General features: G+C 61.8%; 15 protein-coding genes. 5 read left to right on the top strand and 10 right to left on the bottom strand.

Annotation, left to right across the window (positions count from 1 at the left end):
• Window positions 1-368 precede the first annotated feature (368 nt).
• Genes CAER_RS0117540 through CAER_RS0117530 form a run of 3 tightly spaced genes read left to right on the top strand, consistent with a single transcriptional unit; the run spans window position 369 to window position 6,111 of the window.
• Window positions 369-2,555: an efflux RND transporter periplasmic adaptor subunit gene (locus CAER_RS0117540; protein ID WP_036797408.1), complete on the top strand. Its 2,187-nt coding sequence runs from the start codon at window positions 369-371 to the stop codon at window positions 2,553-2,555.
• Window positions 2,555-5,734, top strand: coding sequence for an efflux RND transporter permease subunit (locus CAER_RS0117535; protein WP_027236580.1), 3,180 nt, complete (start codon window positions 2,555-2,557; stop codon window positions 5,732-5,734). The genes CAER_RS0117540 and CAER_RS0117535 overlap by 1 nt, the downstream gene beginning before the upstream one ends.
• A gap of 35 nt (window positions 5,735-5,769) precedes the next feature.
• Window positions 5,770-6,111 carry a copper-binding protein gene (locus tag CAER_RS0117530; RefSeq protein WP_027236579.1) on the top strand — a complete coding sequence of 114 codons (342 nt, stop codon included), beginning with the start codon at window positions 5,770-5,772 and terminating at the stop codon, window positions 6,109-6,111.
• Window positions 6,112-6,315: 204 nt separating this feature from the next.
• Here CAER_RS0117530 and CAER_RS0117525 read toward each other — a convergent pair whose 3' ends face one another.
• Both CAER_RS0117525 and CAER_RS0117520 read right to left on the bottom strand, forming a co-directional pair.
• A complete protein-coding gene (locus CAER_RS0117525) occupies window positions 6,316-6,999 on the bottom strand; it encodes a hypothetical protein (RefSeq protein WP_027236578.1) in 684 nt (227 codons plus the stop codon).
• Between the two features lie 217 nt (window positions 7,000-7,216).
• The gene (locus CAER_RS0117520; RefSeq protein ID WP_027236577.1) at window positions 7,217-7,642 is read right to left on the bottom strand and encodes a MerR family DNA-binding protein; all 426 of its coding nucleotides are present in this window, start codon (window positions 7,640-7,642) and stop codon (window positions 7,217-7,219) included.
• Window positions 7,643-7,719: 77 nt separating this feature from the next.
• Here CAER_RS0117520 and CAER_RS0117515 point away from each other — a divergent pair, with 77 nt between their 5' ends.
• Window positions 7,720-8,748: a lysylphosphatidylglycerol synthase transmembrane domain-containing protein gene (locus CAER_RS0117515; protein ID WP_027236576.1), complete on the top strand. Its 1,029-nt coding sequence runs from the start codon at window positions 7,720-7,722 to the stop codon at window positions 8,746-8,748.
• Window positions 8,749-8,941: 193 nt separating this feature from the next.
• Window positions 8,942-10,018: an MFS transporter gene (locus tag CAER_RS0117510; protein WP_209320206.1), complete on the top strand. Its 1,077-nt coding sequence runs from the start codon at window positions 8,942-8,944 to the stop codon at window positions 10,016-10,018.
• Between the two features lie 40 nt (window positions 10,019-10,058).
• Here CAER_RS0117510 and CAER_RS0117505 read toward each other — a convergent pair whose 3' ends face one another.
• The 8 genes from CAER_RS0117505 to cueR all read right to left on the bottom strand — a co-directional run bounded on the left by CAER_RS0117505 (window position 10,059) and on the right by cueR (window position 17,172).
• Entirely contained in the window at window positions 10,059-10,499 is a 441-nt protein-coding gene (locus CAER_RS0117505) for a c-type cytochrome (protein ID WP_027236574.1), read from the bottom strand.
• On the bottom strand, window positions 10,496-11,791 hold the full coding sequence (locus tag CAER_RS28200) for an ABC transporter ATP-binding protein (RefSeq protein WP_193747987.1): 1,296 nt from the start codon (window positions 11,789-11,791) through the stop codon (window positions 10,496-10,498). Before CAER_RS28200 ends, CAER_RS0117505 begins: the two co-directional genes overlap by 4 nt.
• Before the next feature lie 100 nt (window positions 11,792-11,891).
• Entirely contained in the window at window positions 11,892-12,587 is a 696-nt protein-coding gene (locus CAER_RS0117495) for a copper-binding protein (RefSeq protein ID WP_027236573.1), read from the bottom strand.
• Between the two features lie 41 nt (window positions 12,588-12,628).
• Window positions 12,629-13,987 (bottom strand): multicopper oxidase family protein, encoded by a 1,359-nt coding sequence (locus CAER_RS0117490; RefSeq protein ID WP_027236572.1) that lies wholly within the window; start codon window positions 13,985-13,987, stop codon window positions 12,629-12,631.
• Between the two features lie 14 nt (window positions 13,988-14,001).
• Window positions 14,002-15,462 carry a TolC family protein gene (locus CAER_RS0117485; protein WP_027236571.1) on the bottom strand — a complete coding sequence of 487 codons (1,461 nt, stop codon included), beginning with the start codon at window positions 15,460-15,462 and terminating at the stop codon, window positions 14,002-14,004.
• The gene (locus CAER_RS0117480) at window positions 15,462-15,686 is read right to left on the bottom strand and encodes a hypothetical protein (RefSeq protein WP_051357810.1); all 225 of its coding nucleotides are present in this window, start codon (window positions 15,684-15,686) and stop codon (window positions 15,462-15,464) included. The genes CAER_RS0117485 and CAER_RS0117480 overlap by 1 nt, the downstream gene beginning before the upstream one ends.
• Before the next feature lie 82 nt (window positions 15,687-15,768).
• Window positions 15,769-16,161 carry a hypothetical protein gene (locus tag CAER_RS29770; RefSeq protein ID WP_152612217.1) on the bottom strand — a complete coding sequence of 131 codons (393 nt, stop codon included), beginning with the start codon at window positions 16,159-16,161 and terminating at the stop codon, window positions 15,769-15,771.
• Between the two features lie 609 nt (window positions 16,162-16,770).
• On the bottom strand, window positions 16,771-17,172 hold the full coding sequence (gene cueR, locus CAER_RS0117475; RefSeq protein ID WP_027236569.1) for a Cu(I)-responsive transcriptional regulator: 402 nt from the start codon (window positions 17,170-17,172) through the stop codon (window positions 16,771-16,773).
• Window positions 17,173-17,192 lie beyond the last annotated feature (20 nt).

Genomic DNA, 17,192 nt, shown 5'->3' with positions numbered 1-17,192 from the left:
GAAAGCCTCGCGGAAGAAGCCAGTCCCTCATCACATTCCGGGTCCGGTCATTCCCTGCACCTGGCGGCTCCATCGCAAAGTCTTGACCTTGCATGCTGTGCAAACGATCAGGTTTCTTCCCGTTGCATCGGCAGCTCATGCTTCAGCTCCGACTTGCCGTCCGCGGCCATCCCGTCTGCAGCCCAGACAGCCTCCTCGCTCCACCTGAAAGCTGGTGCGGGTAATTTCGGTGTTCACCTGGAAACACCGCCGCCGGTCCGGCCTCCAAAGCACGTTTGACAAATTTCGCTTCCGGCGGAGCTCATGAGACGCGCCGGTAATTTGTCAACTATGTAGGCTGCTTCGGGAAGATCAGCCTGGAGGATATCATGCGCGGACGTTACACAGCGCTCAGCATCCTTGCCCTTGCCGCAGGAACGGTGGGCGGGGTTCTTCTGGAACGGACATATCTCAACCTCACTGAAAGCCCGACCTCGGGCGACCCGGAGATCCTGTACTGGGTTGCTCCGATGGATCCGAACTACCGGCGCGACGAGCCCGGGAAATCGCCGATGGGCATGGACCTGATCCCTGTCTATGCCGGCCATGAGCCCGCAGGTGATCCCGCTGAAGTGTCGCTCTCACCGGCCGAGGTCAACGCAATCGGTGTACGCACCGCTGTTTCACGGATGTCGGACATATCGTCGAGGATAGAGACCGTCGGCTTCGTGCGGTACGACGAGCATCGCACGAGCCATGTCCATACCCGTGCAGACGGGTGGATTGAGAAACTAAAAACCCGAGCCATCGGCGATCGCGTGCTCAAAGGCGATGTCCTGTTCGAGATGTTCTCGCCAGTGATCAGCGCGGCGACCGGAGATTTGGTCCGCGCGGTCAAGGCCGGAGACGCCAGGATCCTCGACGCCGCCCGGAACAAGCTTCTTAGCCACGGCATGTCGGAGGCTCAGATTGCGGAGATCGAAGCTAGCGGCGAGCTTGCACGGACTATCAGGATCGAAGCTCCGCAAGACGGCGTCGTGATCTCGCTTTCGGCTGCCGATGGCATGTACCTTCAGCCGGGAACGCTTGCAGTTTCACTTAGCGACTTGAAAACTGTCTGGCTGATCGTTGACGTATTCGAGCGGGACATCGCGCGGCTCAGCGAAGACATGCGCGCGGTCGCCCGCTTCGAGCATCTGGCCGGGCGCACGTTCGAAGGCGAAATCGATTATATCTATCCCGAACTCGACCCCAAAACCCGCACGCTGCCGGTTCGGCTAAAGTTCGACAACTCTGCGGGGCTTTTGCGGCCCAACATGTTTGGAACCGTCAGTCTTGTTCCGTCCCGGACACGAACAGCGCTGACCGTGCCGTCCGAGGCGGTCATCCGGACCGGTTCGGCCGAGCGCGTGATTCTGAAGACCGGTGAAGGAACCTTCAAACCGCGGCTGGTTACATCCGGCCTGCGCGACAGTTTCGGTGAGGGCGGCCGGACTGAAATCGTACAAGGGCTCGCGCCGGGTGAGGAAGTCGTCGCGTCGGCGCAGTTCCTGATTGACAGCGAAAGCGCGCTCAGCGCCGGTCTAATGCGCATGGCGCCAACAGACGAAGAGCCCGCGCACGGCGCTGGCAGGCTTGTCACGCTGGACCACGAAACCCGGCTGGCGACGATCAAGCACGGCCCCCTCGACAGCCTCGACTGGCCGGCAATGACCTCCGTTTTCCCAGTGCGGGCAGATGTGCCGCTTGATCATCTGGCCGAAGATTCCGGGATCGCTTTCACGGTTGCCCGGGGCGCGGATAACCTTCTTGCACTGATAGAGATCGGTGCCGATGACGGGATTGCCGCCACGGGGACTGGCACGATCCACGAGGTGAACCCGGACGGCACACTGACCGTGTCGCACGATCCGATTCCGGCGCTTGGCTGGCCCGAAATGGAAATGGAGTTCGAGGTGGCCGGGCTGGATCCCGAGGCGGTCGTTCTGGACAGACCAGTCGAGTTCGATCTGGCCAAGAACGACGCGGGCATGTTCAGCATTATCGCGGTCCGGGAAAAAGCTGCCACTGCGGCGCCGGCGTCCGGGAAAACCGAGATGGCGGCAGCGGCACCAATCGTCGTCAGCGGCACCATCGACGCCGTCGACCCCGCTGAACGCACGGCGACGATAAGCCATGCCCCGATGACCGAACTCGGGATGCCCGGCATGACGATGGACTTTCCCATCTCCGAGGAGCTGGAACCGGCGGCATTGGCCACTGGGACCGAGATGACCCTAACCTTTGCCCGACCCGACGGGATGACGCTGGTGCTGGCGAATGCCGAACCTGTCATCGCCCCGATGAAAGTCGCAGGCACCATCAACTCGGCGGATCCGGAGCGGGGCATGGTGAACATCACCCATGACGCCATGACCGAGATCGGGATGCCGGGAATGACCATGGATTTCGCGGTGGATGAGACCCTGGATCAGGCAACCCTGCCGATCGGCGAGAGAGTAGGCCTTCTGTTCCGCCGTAACCCCGATTTCTCGCTGACGCTGGTCGGCATCACAGCTGTGCCGGAGGTGAGCTAATGATACCCGCTATCATCCGTCTTTCCCTGGTCAACCGGTTCATGATCCTTGCGCTTGCTGTGATGATCGGAATTGCCGGGGTATGGGCGATCCGCGAAACCCCGGTGGATGCCATCCCCGACCTTTCGGACGTCCAAGTGATCATCCGCACCCCATACCCTGGGCAAGCGCCGCAGGTTGTCGAGGACCAGATCACCTACCCGCTTGCCACCGCGATGCTTGCCGTCCCTGGCGCTAGCGATGTGCGCGGCTTCTCGTTCTTCGGCGACAGCTATGTCTACATTGTCTTCGAGGACGGCACCGACCTTTACTGGGCGCGGACCCGCGTCCTGGAATACCTCGGGCAAATCGCATCCCGCCTGCCTGAAGAAGTGTCTCCGCAGCTGGGCCCCGACGCGACCGGCGTTGGCTGGATCTACCAGTACGCACTGATCGACCGGAGCGGAAACCACGATCTGGCACAGCTCCGGACCTTGCAAGATTGGTTTTTGAAGTACGAACTGCAGACCGTCGATGGCGTGTCAGAAGTCGCCACCATCGGCGGTATGGTCCGTCAGTACCAAGTCGTGGTCGACCCGGACAAGCTGCGTGCCTACGACATCACACTTCCGCAACTGCGGGGCGCCATTCAGGCAGCGAACCGGGAAACCGGCGGCAGTGTCATTGAAATGGGCGAAGCCGAGTTCATGGTGCGCTCGACCGGTTATGTCGATGAACTGGCGGATCTCGCTCGCGCACCTCTAATGGTGAACGAGCGAGGCGCGGCAGTCACACTTGGAGATGTCGCCGATATCCGCTTTGGCCCAGAGCTTCGCCGCGGCGTTGGCGAATTCGGCGGAGAAGGCGACGCCGTGGGGGGCGTCGTGATCCTGCGCTGGGGCGGCAACGCGCTTGCCACGATCAAAAACGTCGAGGAGCGGATTGAGCAGATCCGCCCGAACCTGCCTGAAGGCGTCGAGTTGGTGACTACCTACAGCCGCGCTGGCGTCATCGAGCGCGCTATTGACAACCTGCAGGACAAGCTGACCGAGGAGTTCATCGTCGTCGTGCTCGTTTGTGCGGCGTTCCTGCTGCACTTGCGCTCGGCGCTGGTGATCCTGCTGTCTCTGCCTCTCGGGATCTTCGCGGCCTTCATTGTCATGAAACTGCAGGGCGTTAATGCCAACATCATGTCTCTGGGCGGCATAGCCATTGCCATCGGCGCCATGGTGGACGCAGCGATCGTGATGATCGAGGCAATGCACCGCAGGCTGGAACGGGAAAAGCTGACCGATCAGAACCGATGGCGAATCGTCGGCGAATGCGCGTCCGAAGTGGGGCCTGCACTGTTCTATTCTCTGGCGATCATCACTGTAAGCTTCCTCCCGGTCTTCGTGCTGGAAAGCCAGGAAGGCAGGCTTTTCAAACCGCTGGCCTTTACCAAGACCTACGCTATGGCCGCGGCGGCGATCCTGTCGATTACTCTGGTTCCGGTCCTGATGGGGTACTTCGTGCGCGGGCGGATTATGCCGGAACACAAAAACCCGCTTAACCGCATGGTGATCTGGGCCTATCGCCCGTTTCTCGACGCCGCGGTTGCCTGGCCCTGGGCAACAACGCTGCTGTCGGTGGCGCTGGTCGCCTCGATGTGGTGGCCGCTTCAGCGGATAGGCACCGAATTCATGCCGGAACTCAACGAGGGCGACTTCCTCTATATGCCGTCTCTGTATCCGGGCGTGTCCATCGGCAAGGCGCGCGAGATCCTGCAGCAGACAGACCGGCTGATCGCAACGGTGCCCGAGGTGAAGACGGTCCACGGCAAGCTGGGCCGCGCCGAGTCGGCGACCGATCCCGCGCCCCTGACAATGATCGAGACAACAATCCAGTTGAAGCCGGAGTCCGAATGGCGGCCGGGAATGACGATGGAACGGATCCGCGAGGAACTCGACCGCACGGTTCAGGTGCCGGGGGTGACAAACGTTTGGATTCAGCCGATCAAGAACCGGATCGACATGCTGGCGACCGGTATCAAGACCCCTGTGGGGGTGAAGATATCGGGTGCGGATCTCTCTGTCATCGAAGGGATCGGGGTTGAAATCGAACGTGCCGTGACCGGGATCGAGGGCACGGCATCGGCCTATGCCGAACGGCCCGTGGGCGGGCGTTTCATCGAAATCGATGTCAACCGCGAAGCCGCCGCGCGTTACCTGATGAGCGTGCGTGACGTTCAGGATGTCGTGCAGACAGCGATCGGGGGCATGCAGGTCTCGGAAACGGTCGAGGGCCTCGAACGCTTCCCGATCAACCTGCGCTATCCGCAGGAATGGCGAAACAGCCCTGAACGCCTTCAGGGTCTGCCGGTTGTGACTCCCTCGGGGGCGCACATCCCCCTTGGTGCCCTTGCCGAGGTCCGCATCGTTGACGGCCCGGGCATGATCCGGTCCGAAAACGCCCGGCGCACCGGCTTCGTCTTCATCGACATCGCTGGCCGAGACCTTGGCAGCTACGTGACTGAGGCACGCGCCCGCGTCGCGGATGAGGTAGCGCTCCCGCCAGGTTACTCTATCACCTGGTCGGGCCAGTACGAATACATTCAGCGGATGCAAGAGCGGTTGACACTGGTGGCACCTGCCACACTTCTGCTCATCACGCTGATGCTGTTCCTGGCATTCAACCGCGTGATCGAGGTGGGCATCATCCTTGCCGCGCTGCCAGTGGCTCTGGCAGGCGGGGTCTGGTTCCTGTGGTACCTCAGCTTCGACATTTCAGTCGCCGTGCTGGTGGGTTTCATTGCGCTGGCCGGTGTCGCCGTCGAAACTGCGATCGTGATGCTCCTGTATCTCAACCTGGCTTGGGAAAAGAGGAAGAAACTTGCGATCTCGGAAAACCGAAGCCTGACGCCATTCGACATCGAGGAGTCCGTGTTCGAAGGGGCACTGCTGCGCGTCCGTCCCAAGGTGATGACGGTTGCGACGATTTTCGCCGGCCTGATCCCGATCATGTACGGCCACGGCACCGGATCGGAAATCATGCAGCGCATTGCGGCGCCGATGGTCGGAGGCATGGTCACGGCGACGCTGCTGACGCTCTTCGTCATCCCCGCAATCTTCGTCATCTGGAAGCGGTTGGCCTTGCGGCGCGTCAATCGTGAGATCAGCGCCCCTCCAGCAGCAGACGAAGCGGCCGTTCCGGCCGAATGAAACGCACCAAATTCTGACCCATGAGAGGAAAACCAATGAAGAACCTCACCTTCTCCAGCATTGTCCTGGCCTTCTGCGCCAGCGGTGCTTTCGCGCAAACAACCCACGGCATGGATCACTCCGGCATGCACATGAGCGAGAGCCAGATCGAGGGTGCAGTACACGCCACCGCCGTCCTCAACGCGATCAGCGAGGGTTCCGCAAATGTCAGCCACGACCCGATTCCCGAAATCGGCTGGCCCGGCATGACGATGGACCTGCCACTGCAGGCCGGCGCGCAGATCATGGGAGACGTCGCACCCGGCGACAAAGTCACCCTTATGCTGTTCAAGGGCGCTGACGGAATGTACGCAATCGGTGCCATCATGCCGAATTGACCGGCGCGGCATTGAAGCCGCGCCAGAAGCCCCGAAATTCCGGTTTCGGGGCATGAACGCCGCGCCGCTGATCCGCTGCCACAGGCAAACTCGGGGCGGGTCACTCATCAAGCGCGGCGTTCACATTTGCGGCGGCGCTGCCAGCCGTTGCAGTATTGCCCGCCACCGCCCGGGCCCGCCCCGCCCGCCATAGCGCCACGGGTCTCATCCGCTGCAGATCCAAACCGATTGCAGATTCATGATCACCGCTGCGGCACCCGTCAAAGCAAGCGTGAATATTGCGAAGAAAACCAGCGCAAGCAGGATCGGCCCGAGCTTGCCCGGCAGCTTGCATACCAAGCCGCGCAGCCATTCCCATCGCCTGGAGCACCTTTCAAGACTGCTGTCGATCACTGTTGCGTATAGGGGCAAGGCGCTGACCAGCGTCGCGTAAAGGTAAACACCGGAAATGTTCTCAAAGAAGGCGGACCGGACAAGTGTGGGCCCAACCACCTGCAACGCCTGCCAGTGATCCCCTCCGAACGAGCCGAACCAGTCAGCCGAAATGAAATATATTACTCCATGCAACAGGACGAAAATGACGACCCTTGCAGGCAGGTCGATCAGGAGGATACGGGCCTGCATGGCTGCTTCACGCTGCTTGGCGGTACTTACGGCAAAAAGAAAGAAGCTCACGTAGTTGACGGCAAATACAACAGGTACACCATTTGTCACGACCTGCCGCAGAAACCGGCTGAACGCGGGCCCACTTTCCAAAAGCAATGCCCCGAAGCCCGGCGTGAGGGCGATATAGAGCAGCAGTAGCGGAAACAGGCCTGCACAACTGACAACCAATGTGTTGCGGACAAATTTCCAGGCAGGCATATTGATGCTGAAGTATGTATTCATTGCACAGCGCATTGCCACCCATTCCGGCACGAAGCCGATGGGCGGCGCTCATAGTCCTCAAAACGTTTTGTTCTACCAGTTAGGTTATCCGTCAACATATTCAGGAAAGGGCGGGCAGAGAACGGCATTGACGAAAGCACTCATCCGCTGCGGCAGCGAAGCTGCTTCCGTCCCTGACAGCCAGTTATCATACCATCGTCATCAACTTGTACTCTTGTCAGGAAGTGCCTCCTGAGTTCTCAGCACTCTCAATCGCCTCGAGGATCGCGCAGTCCGCAAGACTTCCCTTTCCAGGGCAAGCACCAAGGAGGCGGTCAAGCGAATCCCGGATGCGGATTAAACCTTCGATTTTGGCCTGAACTTCGCCGCGCTTGGCTTTTGCCTGCGCCTGCACGTCCTTACAGCTCGCGCCGGGCGCTTCCAGAAGCGCGAGCAGGCCGGCGGTCTCTGCCAGCGAAAAGCCGAGCCGCTTGGCCCCCGCAATGAACCTGAGCCGCTGCAGCGTTCCGCCGCCATAGTCCCGCGGACCGCCAGCGGTTGGCCGCGGCGGCTGGCGGATCAACCCCTTGCGCTCATAGAAACGGATAGTTTCCACTCCGATCCCCGCCGAACGAGCGGCTTTTCCAATCGTCAGAGTTGCCATGGCAGCCTCCTCTCAGGATCAACCATTGACTCCGTACCATGATACAGAGGGTAGCATATCCGGCAAGCGGGATTTGCATGGGACCTTTCATCAAACGCTGGCTTCTTCCTGTCTTGGGTGCAGCACTGGCGCTCTGGCTGATCTTCCGGCTGTACGGGAGCCTTGACTTCGCACGCTTCCTTGACGGGCTGCGCCAGGCCAACCCGGTTTGGCTATCTGTGCTGGCGGCCACGATCCTGCTTGAACAGGTATTAAGCGGCTGGAAGTGGCGGCAAATCCTCTTTGATGTGAAACCGGTCGGTTCGTTGCCACTGACAGGTGCGCTGCTCGCTGGGTACGGCGTGAACGTGCTTGTACCGCTGGGCGTCAGCCCGCTGGTGCGGGCCTGGCTGGTCGCGCGCCTGCACGGGTTAAAAATGGCCACGGTGCTTTCGACAGCAGTCATCGCCAGGTTTCTCGACGGAGTCGTGTTCGCGCTTTTTGCCGGAGCGGTGGCTGCCGCAGGGCGCATTCCGCAGATTGAGGGGGATCTGCGCCTCGGTCTTAGCGTTGCGGGTGCCTTGAATCTGCTGCTCTTCGGCGGGCTGCTCTGGGTGCTCTTTCGTTTCCGTGACCTCTTCAACCGCGAGGAACCGCTGATCTGCCGTCTCTTCGACTGGATCACCGAACGCATGGGCGCGAGCGGTCCGGGGCTGCGGGCATCGCTAGGCGCGGGCATCGTCTGGCCAAGGGCGCGCGCGCGGCGCATCGCGGCTATCATCGCGGCCGTCGCGGGCAAGCTGGTGGCGGCGACGCATTTCCTTTGGGCGGGACTTGCGGTGGGAGTGCTCCTGAGGCCCTGGGACTACCTCTTTCTGATGGTATTCTCAGGCTTTGCCATGGTCCTCGGGCGGTTCGTGCGGATCCCGGCGGGCTTTGTGTTCGGTGCGGGCTTTGCGCTCAAGGCGCTTGGGGTTGCTGACGAGCCTGCGCTTCTGATGATCCTTTTCAGCTATATCCTCACGATTATTCTTGTGGTCGGCATCGGGCTTGTTGTGCTTTGGCAATCGGGTCTCGACATCCGCCATGCCCGTGTAAAGGCGGAGACAGGCAATGCCGGGCCATGAAGCGCAAGAAGCCGTACGCCGGCGGGGGTTCTGGCGGATTGCCGGTGCGGGCGCGGCTTTTCAGGGCGGATCCGCGGCAGTGGACAGCGCAACAGTTGTAGCCAGCCTGACCCACATGCTGACAGGCAGCGCGCTGGCCGTCGGCTATGCCAGCGCCGTGCTGCGGCTGGGATGGCTTCTGCCGCAGCTGCCGGTGGGATACCTCGCCGAACGCGCCAAGCGCAGGATGCCGTTCTATGTTTTTGGTGCTTTTGGCCGGGCTGCAGCAGCCGGAGCCATCGCGCTTCTGCTCTGGCGTGGAGCGGATTGGCCGCAAGTTGACTGGCCGCCGGAGCCGCTCGCCGCTGGCTTTCTTGCGCTCTGGACGGCCTATGCTTTTGTCAGCGGCGTCGTTGCGGTTCCGTACAACGATATCGTAGGGCGTGCGATCCCCTCCAACCGCCGCAGCCGGATGCTGGCGTGGCGGTTTTTCGGTGGCGGGCTGCTCGCCATCGCCGCCGCGGGGGCGCTGCGTCTGGCCCTCGAAGTGATGCCCCCGTTGCAGGCCTATGCGTTCATGTTTGCGCTGGGTTCGGCGCTGATGTTCCTATCCTCAGCACTGTTTGTCTCGGCCGGAGAGCCGCCTTCATCGCCCGGCAGGCGTCCCGCCGTCCGGAGCGCGGGAGCGGCTGACTTTCTGCGCGAGGGGCTGGTCACCTTCCGGCAGAACCGCGCGTTCCGCCTGTTTCTGATCTTTCACTGGCTTGGCTCCGCCACGCTGATGGCGCTGCCCTTCTACATCGTAGCTGCACGTGAAAGCGGGATCGGGCTGGCCGGGGTTGGCACGCTCCTGGCCGCGCAGACCGCAGGAGCACTGGTCTCGAACCCGCTTTGGGGCCGCATCGGCGACGGCATGGGCAAACTGCCATTATTGTGGTGCGTGACGTTCCTCCGCCTCATGGCGCCCGCCCTCATGCTTGCCCTGCTCGCCGCCGGAGCGGGAATTTTGGGCTTTGCGGCGCTTTATCTTGTCATCGGCGCAATGATGAATGGCGTGACCATCAGCTACCTGAGCTTTCTCATGGAAATCTCGCCCGATGACCGGCGTCCCGCCTATTCAGCGTGGTTCAACACCTTCGCTGCACCTGCCGCCCTCTCACCCCTGCTGGGCGCCATCCTCGCCAGCCTGATCGCCACGCCCGCGGTTTTTGCGGCGGCCATCACCGCCGCTCTTGCGCAGTTTGCGGTGCTTAAACAACTTGACCGGCTGGCCGGGGAGGCCGCACCTTGATCCCACATCCACATTGCCTCTGACCTGGCCATCCGGCGAATTAATTTATGCCGTTGGCACGCTGCAGCTCCCGCACGTACTGGGTGATGCCTTTGACGTCGCCATCGGTCAGCCCCTGCTGAGCAGGCATGCTTCCGAAATCCCAGTGATGCGCGCGCACGCCGTTGCGGACTGCGAGCAAGAAGGCGGCGTCGCCATGGTGCGAAGGTTCATAGATCTTGTGGACCAGCGGCGGCCCCATGCCGTTGCGGCCCGCGGCATTGTCACCGTGGCAGTCGGCGCAGACCGCGTCAAAGGCGCGCTTGCCGATCTTTGCGGCCTCACTCAGGTCCGGCGGCAGCTGAACCTCGGCGAGCGGGGCGCCGGGCTCCGGAACGGCGCGCTGCGCAGTTGCATCGTTGCCGCCGGCGCTGCTGTAGACGAAATAGGCCGCCGCCGCTGCCACGGCTGCGGCCGCGAGGATGGCGAGAATCTTATTCATGAGGGTCTCTTTCTTTCATAGGTGAATGAATTGCCGTGAGCCGGGTTCGGGCCATACTGATGCTGGCTGGCCTCCGCCGGTCCGGGCTCCCCGCGGGAGCCGGATGCGAAGGCGCGGATCTCTTGGTAGCGGATCCGCACATCCTCGCTTTGCTGATAGAAACGGAAAAGATCCTTTAGCGGCGAAGAAAACTCCTTGTGTGCCGACAGCATCGCCACAAGCGCGCCCAGCGAAACCCGCTCCTGCAGCACGAAATAGCCGCCCAAGGAGTAGAACAGGAACGGGGTCAGGGCGGTCAGGAAGTTGTTGATCGCCTTGGCCAGGAACTTCAGCCGGTGGATTTGCAGCCGCAGGTCCTGCAGCTGCCGGAAACTGCGCGCAACCGGCAGCGCGCCCTGCCCCGAAGCCCGCATGTCCCGGTCCAGATTCTCACCCAGCAGGCGCATCTCGCGGATCCGTTTGCGGGACACCGCATTCACCCGCCGCTGCAGCTGCGGCACGATGATCAGCTGCAGCGGAAGCACCGTCAGGGCGGCCGCCGCAAGGATCGGGTCCTGCACAAACATGAACAGAAGGATCGTCGCCAGCGTCCCGCCCTGCAGCAGCGGGACGGTCAGCAGTTCAGAGGCAAAGCCGCCGACAGGTTCAACCTCGGGTCCAAGAACCGGCATGATGGCAGGCTGGCGCTGCGCGGGCTGATCCTGCCTCCACTGGCGGTAGACAGCAAGCCGCAGCCGGCGCACGAAGCTTTCAGCCACCCGGCCCTTGCGGATGTTCAGCCAGTATTTGTTGAGCCCGTTGAGCGAAATCGCGACCAGATAGCCGCCGCAGAGCAGAAACAGCAGCGAGACCTGCGAGACCTCGAAGCTCAGGACCGGAATCGCGGCGTCTCCGCTTTCGAAGACCCGGTTCACGATCTGCTTTGGCAATTCCAGGGTCAGGTAAAGGATCGGCATCGCGCTGAGGCTGAGCAGAACTAGGACCGTCTGCTGCTTACCGGTCGTGCGCAGGATATGGCGTGGCAGTCCCGGCTCCAGACCGCCTGCCGGTAACTGGGGTGGCGTAAACGGTGCCGCCCGCCGCAGAAAACGCTGGCGCAGCAGCCAGGCGGCCTGACCTGCCAGGGTCAGCACAAGCAGCGCGGGCGCCAGCACCAGAACCAGATGCATCACCGGGTGCAGCCATCCGGGCGCGGTATCATCATACCAGAACCCGAAAGCGCCCGCGGCGTCGTGTGTGAGAGAATGCAGATCCAGCATCGCGGGAATGATTGCCTGTTGTCTGATGTTCACCAGCGGCGCCGAAAAGTAAGTGTTTTTCTGCTCCTGGGCGCTGGCTGGGACCGCTGGGGTTTGAAAAAGGCGGAGGCCGGCGGGCGGCCTCCGCCACCGGTTATTTCAGGGCGGTCAGGGTCAGTTTGCCTTTGACCCGTTCGGCGACGAATTCGATGGCGTCGCCGGCTTTCAGCTGCTCCAGCATCGTGTCATCGGCGACCCGGAACACCATGGTCATCGCCGGCATGTCCAGATCCACAAGCTCCTCATGGATGATGGTGACCTTGCCGGACTTGGGATCGACCTTCTTGACCGTTCCCGCGGTGAAGGTGCCGCCGCTGCCTTCGAGCACGGCAACCGGGCCGTGCATGCCGGATTCGTAGTGGCCGGGGATCAGGCAGGCGAACTCGAAGGTGCCGGCGTTGGAGAAGGTCCAGACCACTTCGCCGCTGGCGCCCGGGTCCAGACGCACCGAGTTCGGGTCGTCATGCTCCATCTCCATCTTGGCCATCAGCTCCTTGTGGTGGACATTGCGCTCTGCCGTGTCCAGCACGAACTCATGCTCCAGCTCGCCGGCGTTGGTGATCACGAATTTCACCGTCTCGCCCTTGGCAAAGGAAAAGCTCGACGGCTCAAACAGCATCTCGCCGTCATCGGTTTCCTTCATGGTCACGGCGACTTCCCGGTCCGCATGGGCGGCATCGCCGGGCTTGCCCACTTCCATGCCGCCATGGCCGCCGCCGTGGGTGCCGCCAGCAAGGGCCGGCGCAGCGGATAGAGCTCCAATCAGGGCTGCGGAAAGGATCTTGTTCATGTCTGTCTCCTCGTGAGGTTTGGGTGGGTGCCTGAGGCCGTTCAGCCTTTGGCGGTTGGTTTTGGGGTAATGCGGGTCTGCGCGTCTTCGGCGCGGGCAAAGTCCGGCAGTTCGCCGGTCCACTCATAGGCCTGGGTGCCGGGCGGGTTCTCGTACCAGCCGGGGTCGCTGTAGTCGTTTGCATCGATGCCTTCGCGCACCTTCACGACCGAGAACATGCCGCCCATCTCCAGCGGCCCGTACGGGCCCCAGCCAGCCATCATCGGCACGGTATTGTCGGGCAGCGGCATCGACATCTCGCCCATGTCGGCCATGCCGGCGGTGCCCATCGGCATGTATTCGGGCTGCAGATTGCGGATCTGGCCCGTCAGCTTGCGCTTGTCGGTGCCGATGAAGGTCGGGACGTCATGGCCCATCGCGTTCATCGTGTGGTGCGACTTGTGGCAGTGGATCGCCCAGTCGCCCGGATGCACCGCGTCGAACTCATAGGCGCGCATGGCGCCGACGGGAATGTCGATCGACACCTCCGGCCAGCGTGCGCTTTCGGGCACCCAGCCGCCATCAGTGCAGGTGACTTCGAAATCATAACCATGCATGTGGATCGGGTGGTTGGTCATGGTCAGGTTGCCGGTCCTGACCCGTACCCGGTCGCCCTGGTTCACAACCAGCGGGTCGATGTCCGGGAAGATCCGGCTATTCCAGCACCACAGGTTGAAGTCCGTCATCTCCATCACCCGCGGCACATAGGAGCCTGGGTCGATGTCGAAGGCGTTGAGCATGATCAGGAAGTCCCGGTCCACCCGCATGAAATCCGGGTCCTTGGGATGCACGATGAACATGCCCATCATCCCCATCGCCATCTGCACCATCTCATCCGCGTGCGGGTGGTACATGAAGGTGCCGGATTTGATCAGGTCGAACTCGTAGACAAAGGTCTTGCCCGGCGGGATGCCTGGGTGGCTGAGGCCGCCGACCCCGTCCATGCCCGAGGGCAGGATCATCCCGTGCCAATGCACCGAGGTATGTTCGGGCAGCTTGTTGGTCACGAAGATCCGCACCCGGTCGCCCTCCACCGCCTCGATGGTGGGGCCGGTGGACTGGCCGTTATAGCCCCACAGATGCGCGATCATGCCGTCGGCCAGCTCCCGCTCGACCGGTTCGGCGACCAAGTGGAATTCCTTCACCCCGTTGTTCATCCGGAACGGCAGCGTCCAGCCGTTCAGGGTGACCACGGGGTTGTAGTCCGGCCCGGTGGAGGGCGACAGCGGCGGCTGGGTTGCCGCGCTGTCCATGCTGGCGGCTTCGGGCAGGCCCATGTTCACGGTCTTGCCCCAGGCCTGGCTGGACACCAGCGCAGCACCCGCGGCGCCGGCCCCAAGCAGTTGACGTCTGTTCATCATGTCATGTGATCCTTTCAATGGCCTGCGCCGCCGCCCGCGGCGATTTCCACGCTTCCGCCCTGCGGGGCTGAGCCGGAACCGCCGCCGTAAATCGCGGCGCTGACATTTGCCTGAGCCAGCCAGAAGTCGCGCTTGGCGTTGGCCGCTTCCAGCGAGCTTGCCAGTTTTTCACGCACATCGGTCAGCAGTTCGAAGGTATTGGTGATCATGCCATTATAGCTGAGAAGCCCTTCTTCCTCGATCGACTTGCGCAGGGGCACCAGCACGTCCCGGTAGTGGCGCGCGATCTCATAGGAGGAGTGATATGCTAGCTCAGCACTGCGGGCCTCCGAGCGGACATTCACCGCCCGTTCCGCCAACGTATTGGCCGCCTGCATGTAGGAGAGTTCAGCCTTGCGCATCCGCGCCTTGCCGGTGTCGAATACTGGAATTGCGAACTCCAGCTCCAGTTGCGGCAGGGTTTCGGTGTGGGTTTCCCCGTCCTCGCGCTCGCGCTCTGCCTCGGCACCGGCAATCAGCTCCAGGTCGGTGACAAGCCGGGTCCGGTCGGTCAGGCCAAAAGCGCGGGCCTGCGCTTCCAGCCCGAGCTTGGCGACTTTCAGGTCAACCCGGTTCCGCAATGCCGCCGTCTCGATCGACGAAACCCGCGGCAGGGACTTTGGCAGCGGCGGCAGCGCATCCGGCACATAGTAATTGGCATCGCTGCCCCACAGGCCCATCAGCCGGGTCAGCTCCTCCTTGGCGAGCTTTGCCTCCAGCCGGGCGCGGGCTACTTGCCCCGCAAGCTCTGCATTAAAGGCAAACTCCCGCGCCTGTCCCGCCTTGTTCAGCGCACCTGTCTTGCCCAGCTGGCTGGCCAGCTCCGCCCCCGCTGCCGCTGTTCCGCTGGCCTGGCGCAGATAGCTCAGCCGCTCAAAGGCGGCCACCGCATTGATCCAAGCCTGCCGGGTCTGCCCCGCCAGCGCCAGAGTATCGTTCACCGCGTTCAGCTGGGCCTGCTGAAACTGCGCCTCAGCCACGGCGATGCGCTGCTTGCGGGTCTTCACGTCCAGCAGGTTCACAGCGATGGTGGATTCCAGCGCCCGGTACAGGCCCAGCTCCGGTGCGCCGATCCCCATCAGGCCGATCGAAACCACCGGGTTTTCCGGTGTCATCTGCTGCCAGGCCTCTGCTGCTGAAAGGCCAACCGCAGCGTAAGACGCCTGCAGCCCCTTGTTGTTCAAGAGCGCAGCCTGCACCGCGGTATCGGCAGAGATCGTCTTGCCCTGCACCAGCTGCCGGACCTCTTTGGCCAGCGCCTCATTCTGGGCCTGTGTCTGGGCGAAGGCCGTGCGCTTGCCAATGGCGGCAGAGGTCTGGCGGGCGACTTCCTGAAACCCGGCCTGCGGGCTGGTGTATTTCTCCGGCACCGCAGCCGAGCAGGCGGCCAGCACCAGGGGCGGCGCCAGAAGGACGCGCCAAGTTTTTGCCGTCATCAGTGGTTCTCCTGCTGCTGCTCGTTGACACCACGCCAGGAGGCGGGGCCGCTAGGCTCGTAGTTTTCAAACCCCTTGAGGGGAGACTGGTACTTTAAGGAACGGTATGGACCGGAAGGTGCGGCGGCAGTTTGCAAGGCTGCGGTATCGGGCAGTGCCGCCGGTGTCCTGGCGCACGCCCCCAGCAGCAGGGCGCCCGCCCCGGCCAGAAAAAGAGACTTCATGTGGTTTTCCTGAGAAAAATCTGTAGAAATTCTGTGCTAGAGCACAGAACAGATTCAATGACCGCTGTGGCGGTTCAGGATCTCAGGTTCTTGGAGGACGCAAGACCTTGACCTGGTCCTGTGAGGGAAGCTGGGCGGAAGCCATTACCCAGCGGATAGGCTGCTGAACAAAGGTTGAATCCGGCTGCAGAGAAATCACCGCAACGGCCATACAGGCGCCTGCGCAGCAGTTTCCGGTATCAGCAGCGTTCCAGGGAGCGACCGGTCCATCGTGTGCGCTGGTATGGGAAGCGTCGTATGCCGCGCCTGAGATGGCCGCATCGGCGTGGCTGCCCCCACTATGAGAAACTACCGCACTACCGTGATGGCCAGCGAGGGAATGCGCGGCGGACGGAAGCGCAAATCCCAGCGAAAGGATCACTGCAAATGCAGCAGCCACCCTGATCAGCCGGAAGATATGTGCCAGAAACGCCATTCCGGTATTTCTCCTGACAGGACCGGCCCGCGTCAAGACGGCAATGATGCATGCAGCGCACAAATTTGCGTGCCCCTAAGGAAATTCTGGATTTTGCGCAACATTCCGCCAATGCATGCATTGCTTCCAGCAAACCTTCCCGCGCGGGAGGGGTGGCCGAAACCGGAAACACTTGAGAACCAAAAGTTGAGTGAAAGGCGCGAATCATACCGCAGAAATCTGTCAGCTTTCGGAGACTGTGCATGCCTCGACGACACACACATAAGATCATGCAAAATGTGGCCTAACCGGCTTGCTTTCAAGCTAGCTTCAAGGTGGTAAGCCCTGTCTGCCAGCGGCTGGAGACAAGGCCGGCTTCGATCACTACTCTACAGAAAATTTAGCTGGAGTGAGCTGCGCAGCAAATTTGACATGCATTTCGAGGACTAATGCCGGGTGTACCCTAAGTTGGCTTGATTGCTGCTGCATGACTGAAGTAATTTCCGCACTGATCACAGGCCTAAGACCGGTAGGCAGTAGTCTGGCGCATGACAGGCTTTATAACCCTTGCGGTCCTGTGGGCCCATCACTAGTGCCCGCGTTTTAGCGCGGGACGCCATTTGATTTTGTTCATAAGTTGTGAGCGGGGCCGTTGCTGAGCGTTTTCAGGATCGGGCAATCGGGCCGATGGTCGCCAGAGCATTGCTCAACAAGGTACCTGAGCGTGTCTCGCATGGCTTTCAGACCTGATATTTTTGCGTCGATCTCTTGCAGATTTTGTTCCGCAACGCGTTTTACTTCGGCGCTGGTGCGGGACTCGTCATCATAAAGCGCCAGTAGGTCACGGCAGTCCTCAATCGTGAACCCAAGTGATCGGGCCCGACCGATAAATTCAAGACGGTGCAGTTCTCTCTCTTCGAATTCGCGATATCCATTGCGACCGCGCGTGGGTTTGACTAATCCGATATCCTCATAATATCGGATGGTTTTGGCCGGCACACCTGACCGTTCTGCAACATCCCCGATATTCATGCTGTTTCTCCCTTCGGTCG

Origin of the sequence: Leisingera caerulea DSM 24564, assembly GCF_000473325.1 — a bacterium.
GTDB lineage: Bacteria > Pseudomonadota > Alphaproteobacteria > Rhodobacterales > Rhodobacteraceae > Leisingera > Leisingera caerulea.
The sequence above is the reverse complement of the archived record's forward strand: the minus strand, read 5'-3'. Positions and strand labels throughout refer to the sequence as shown.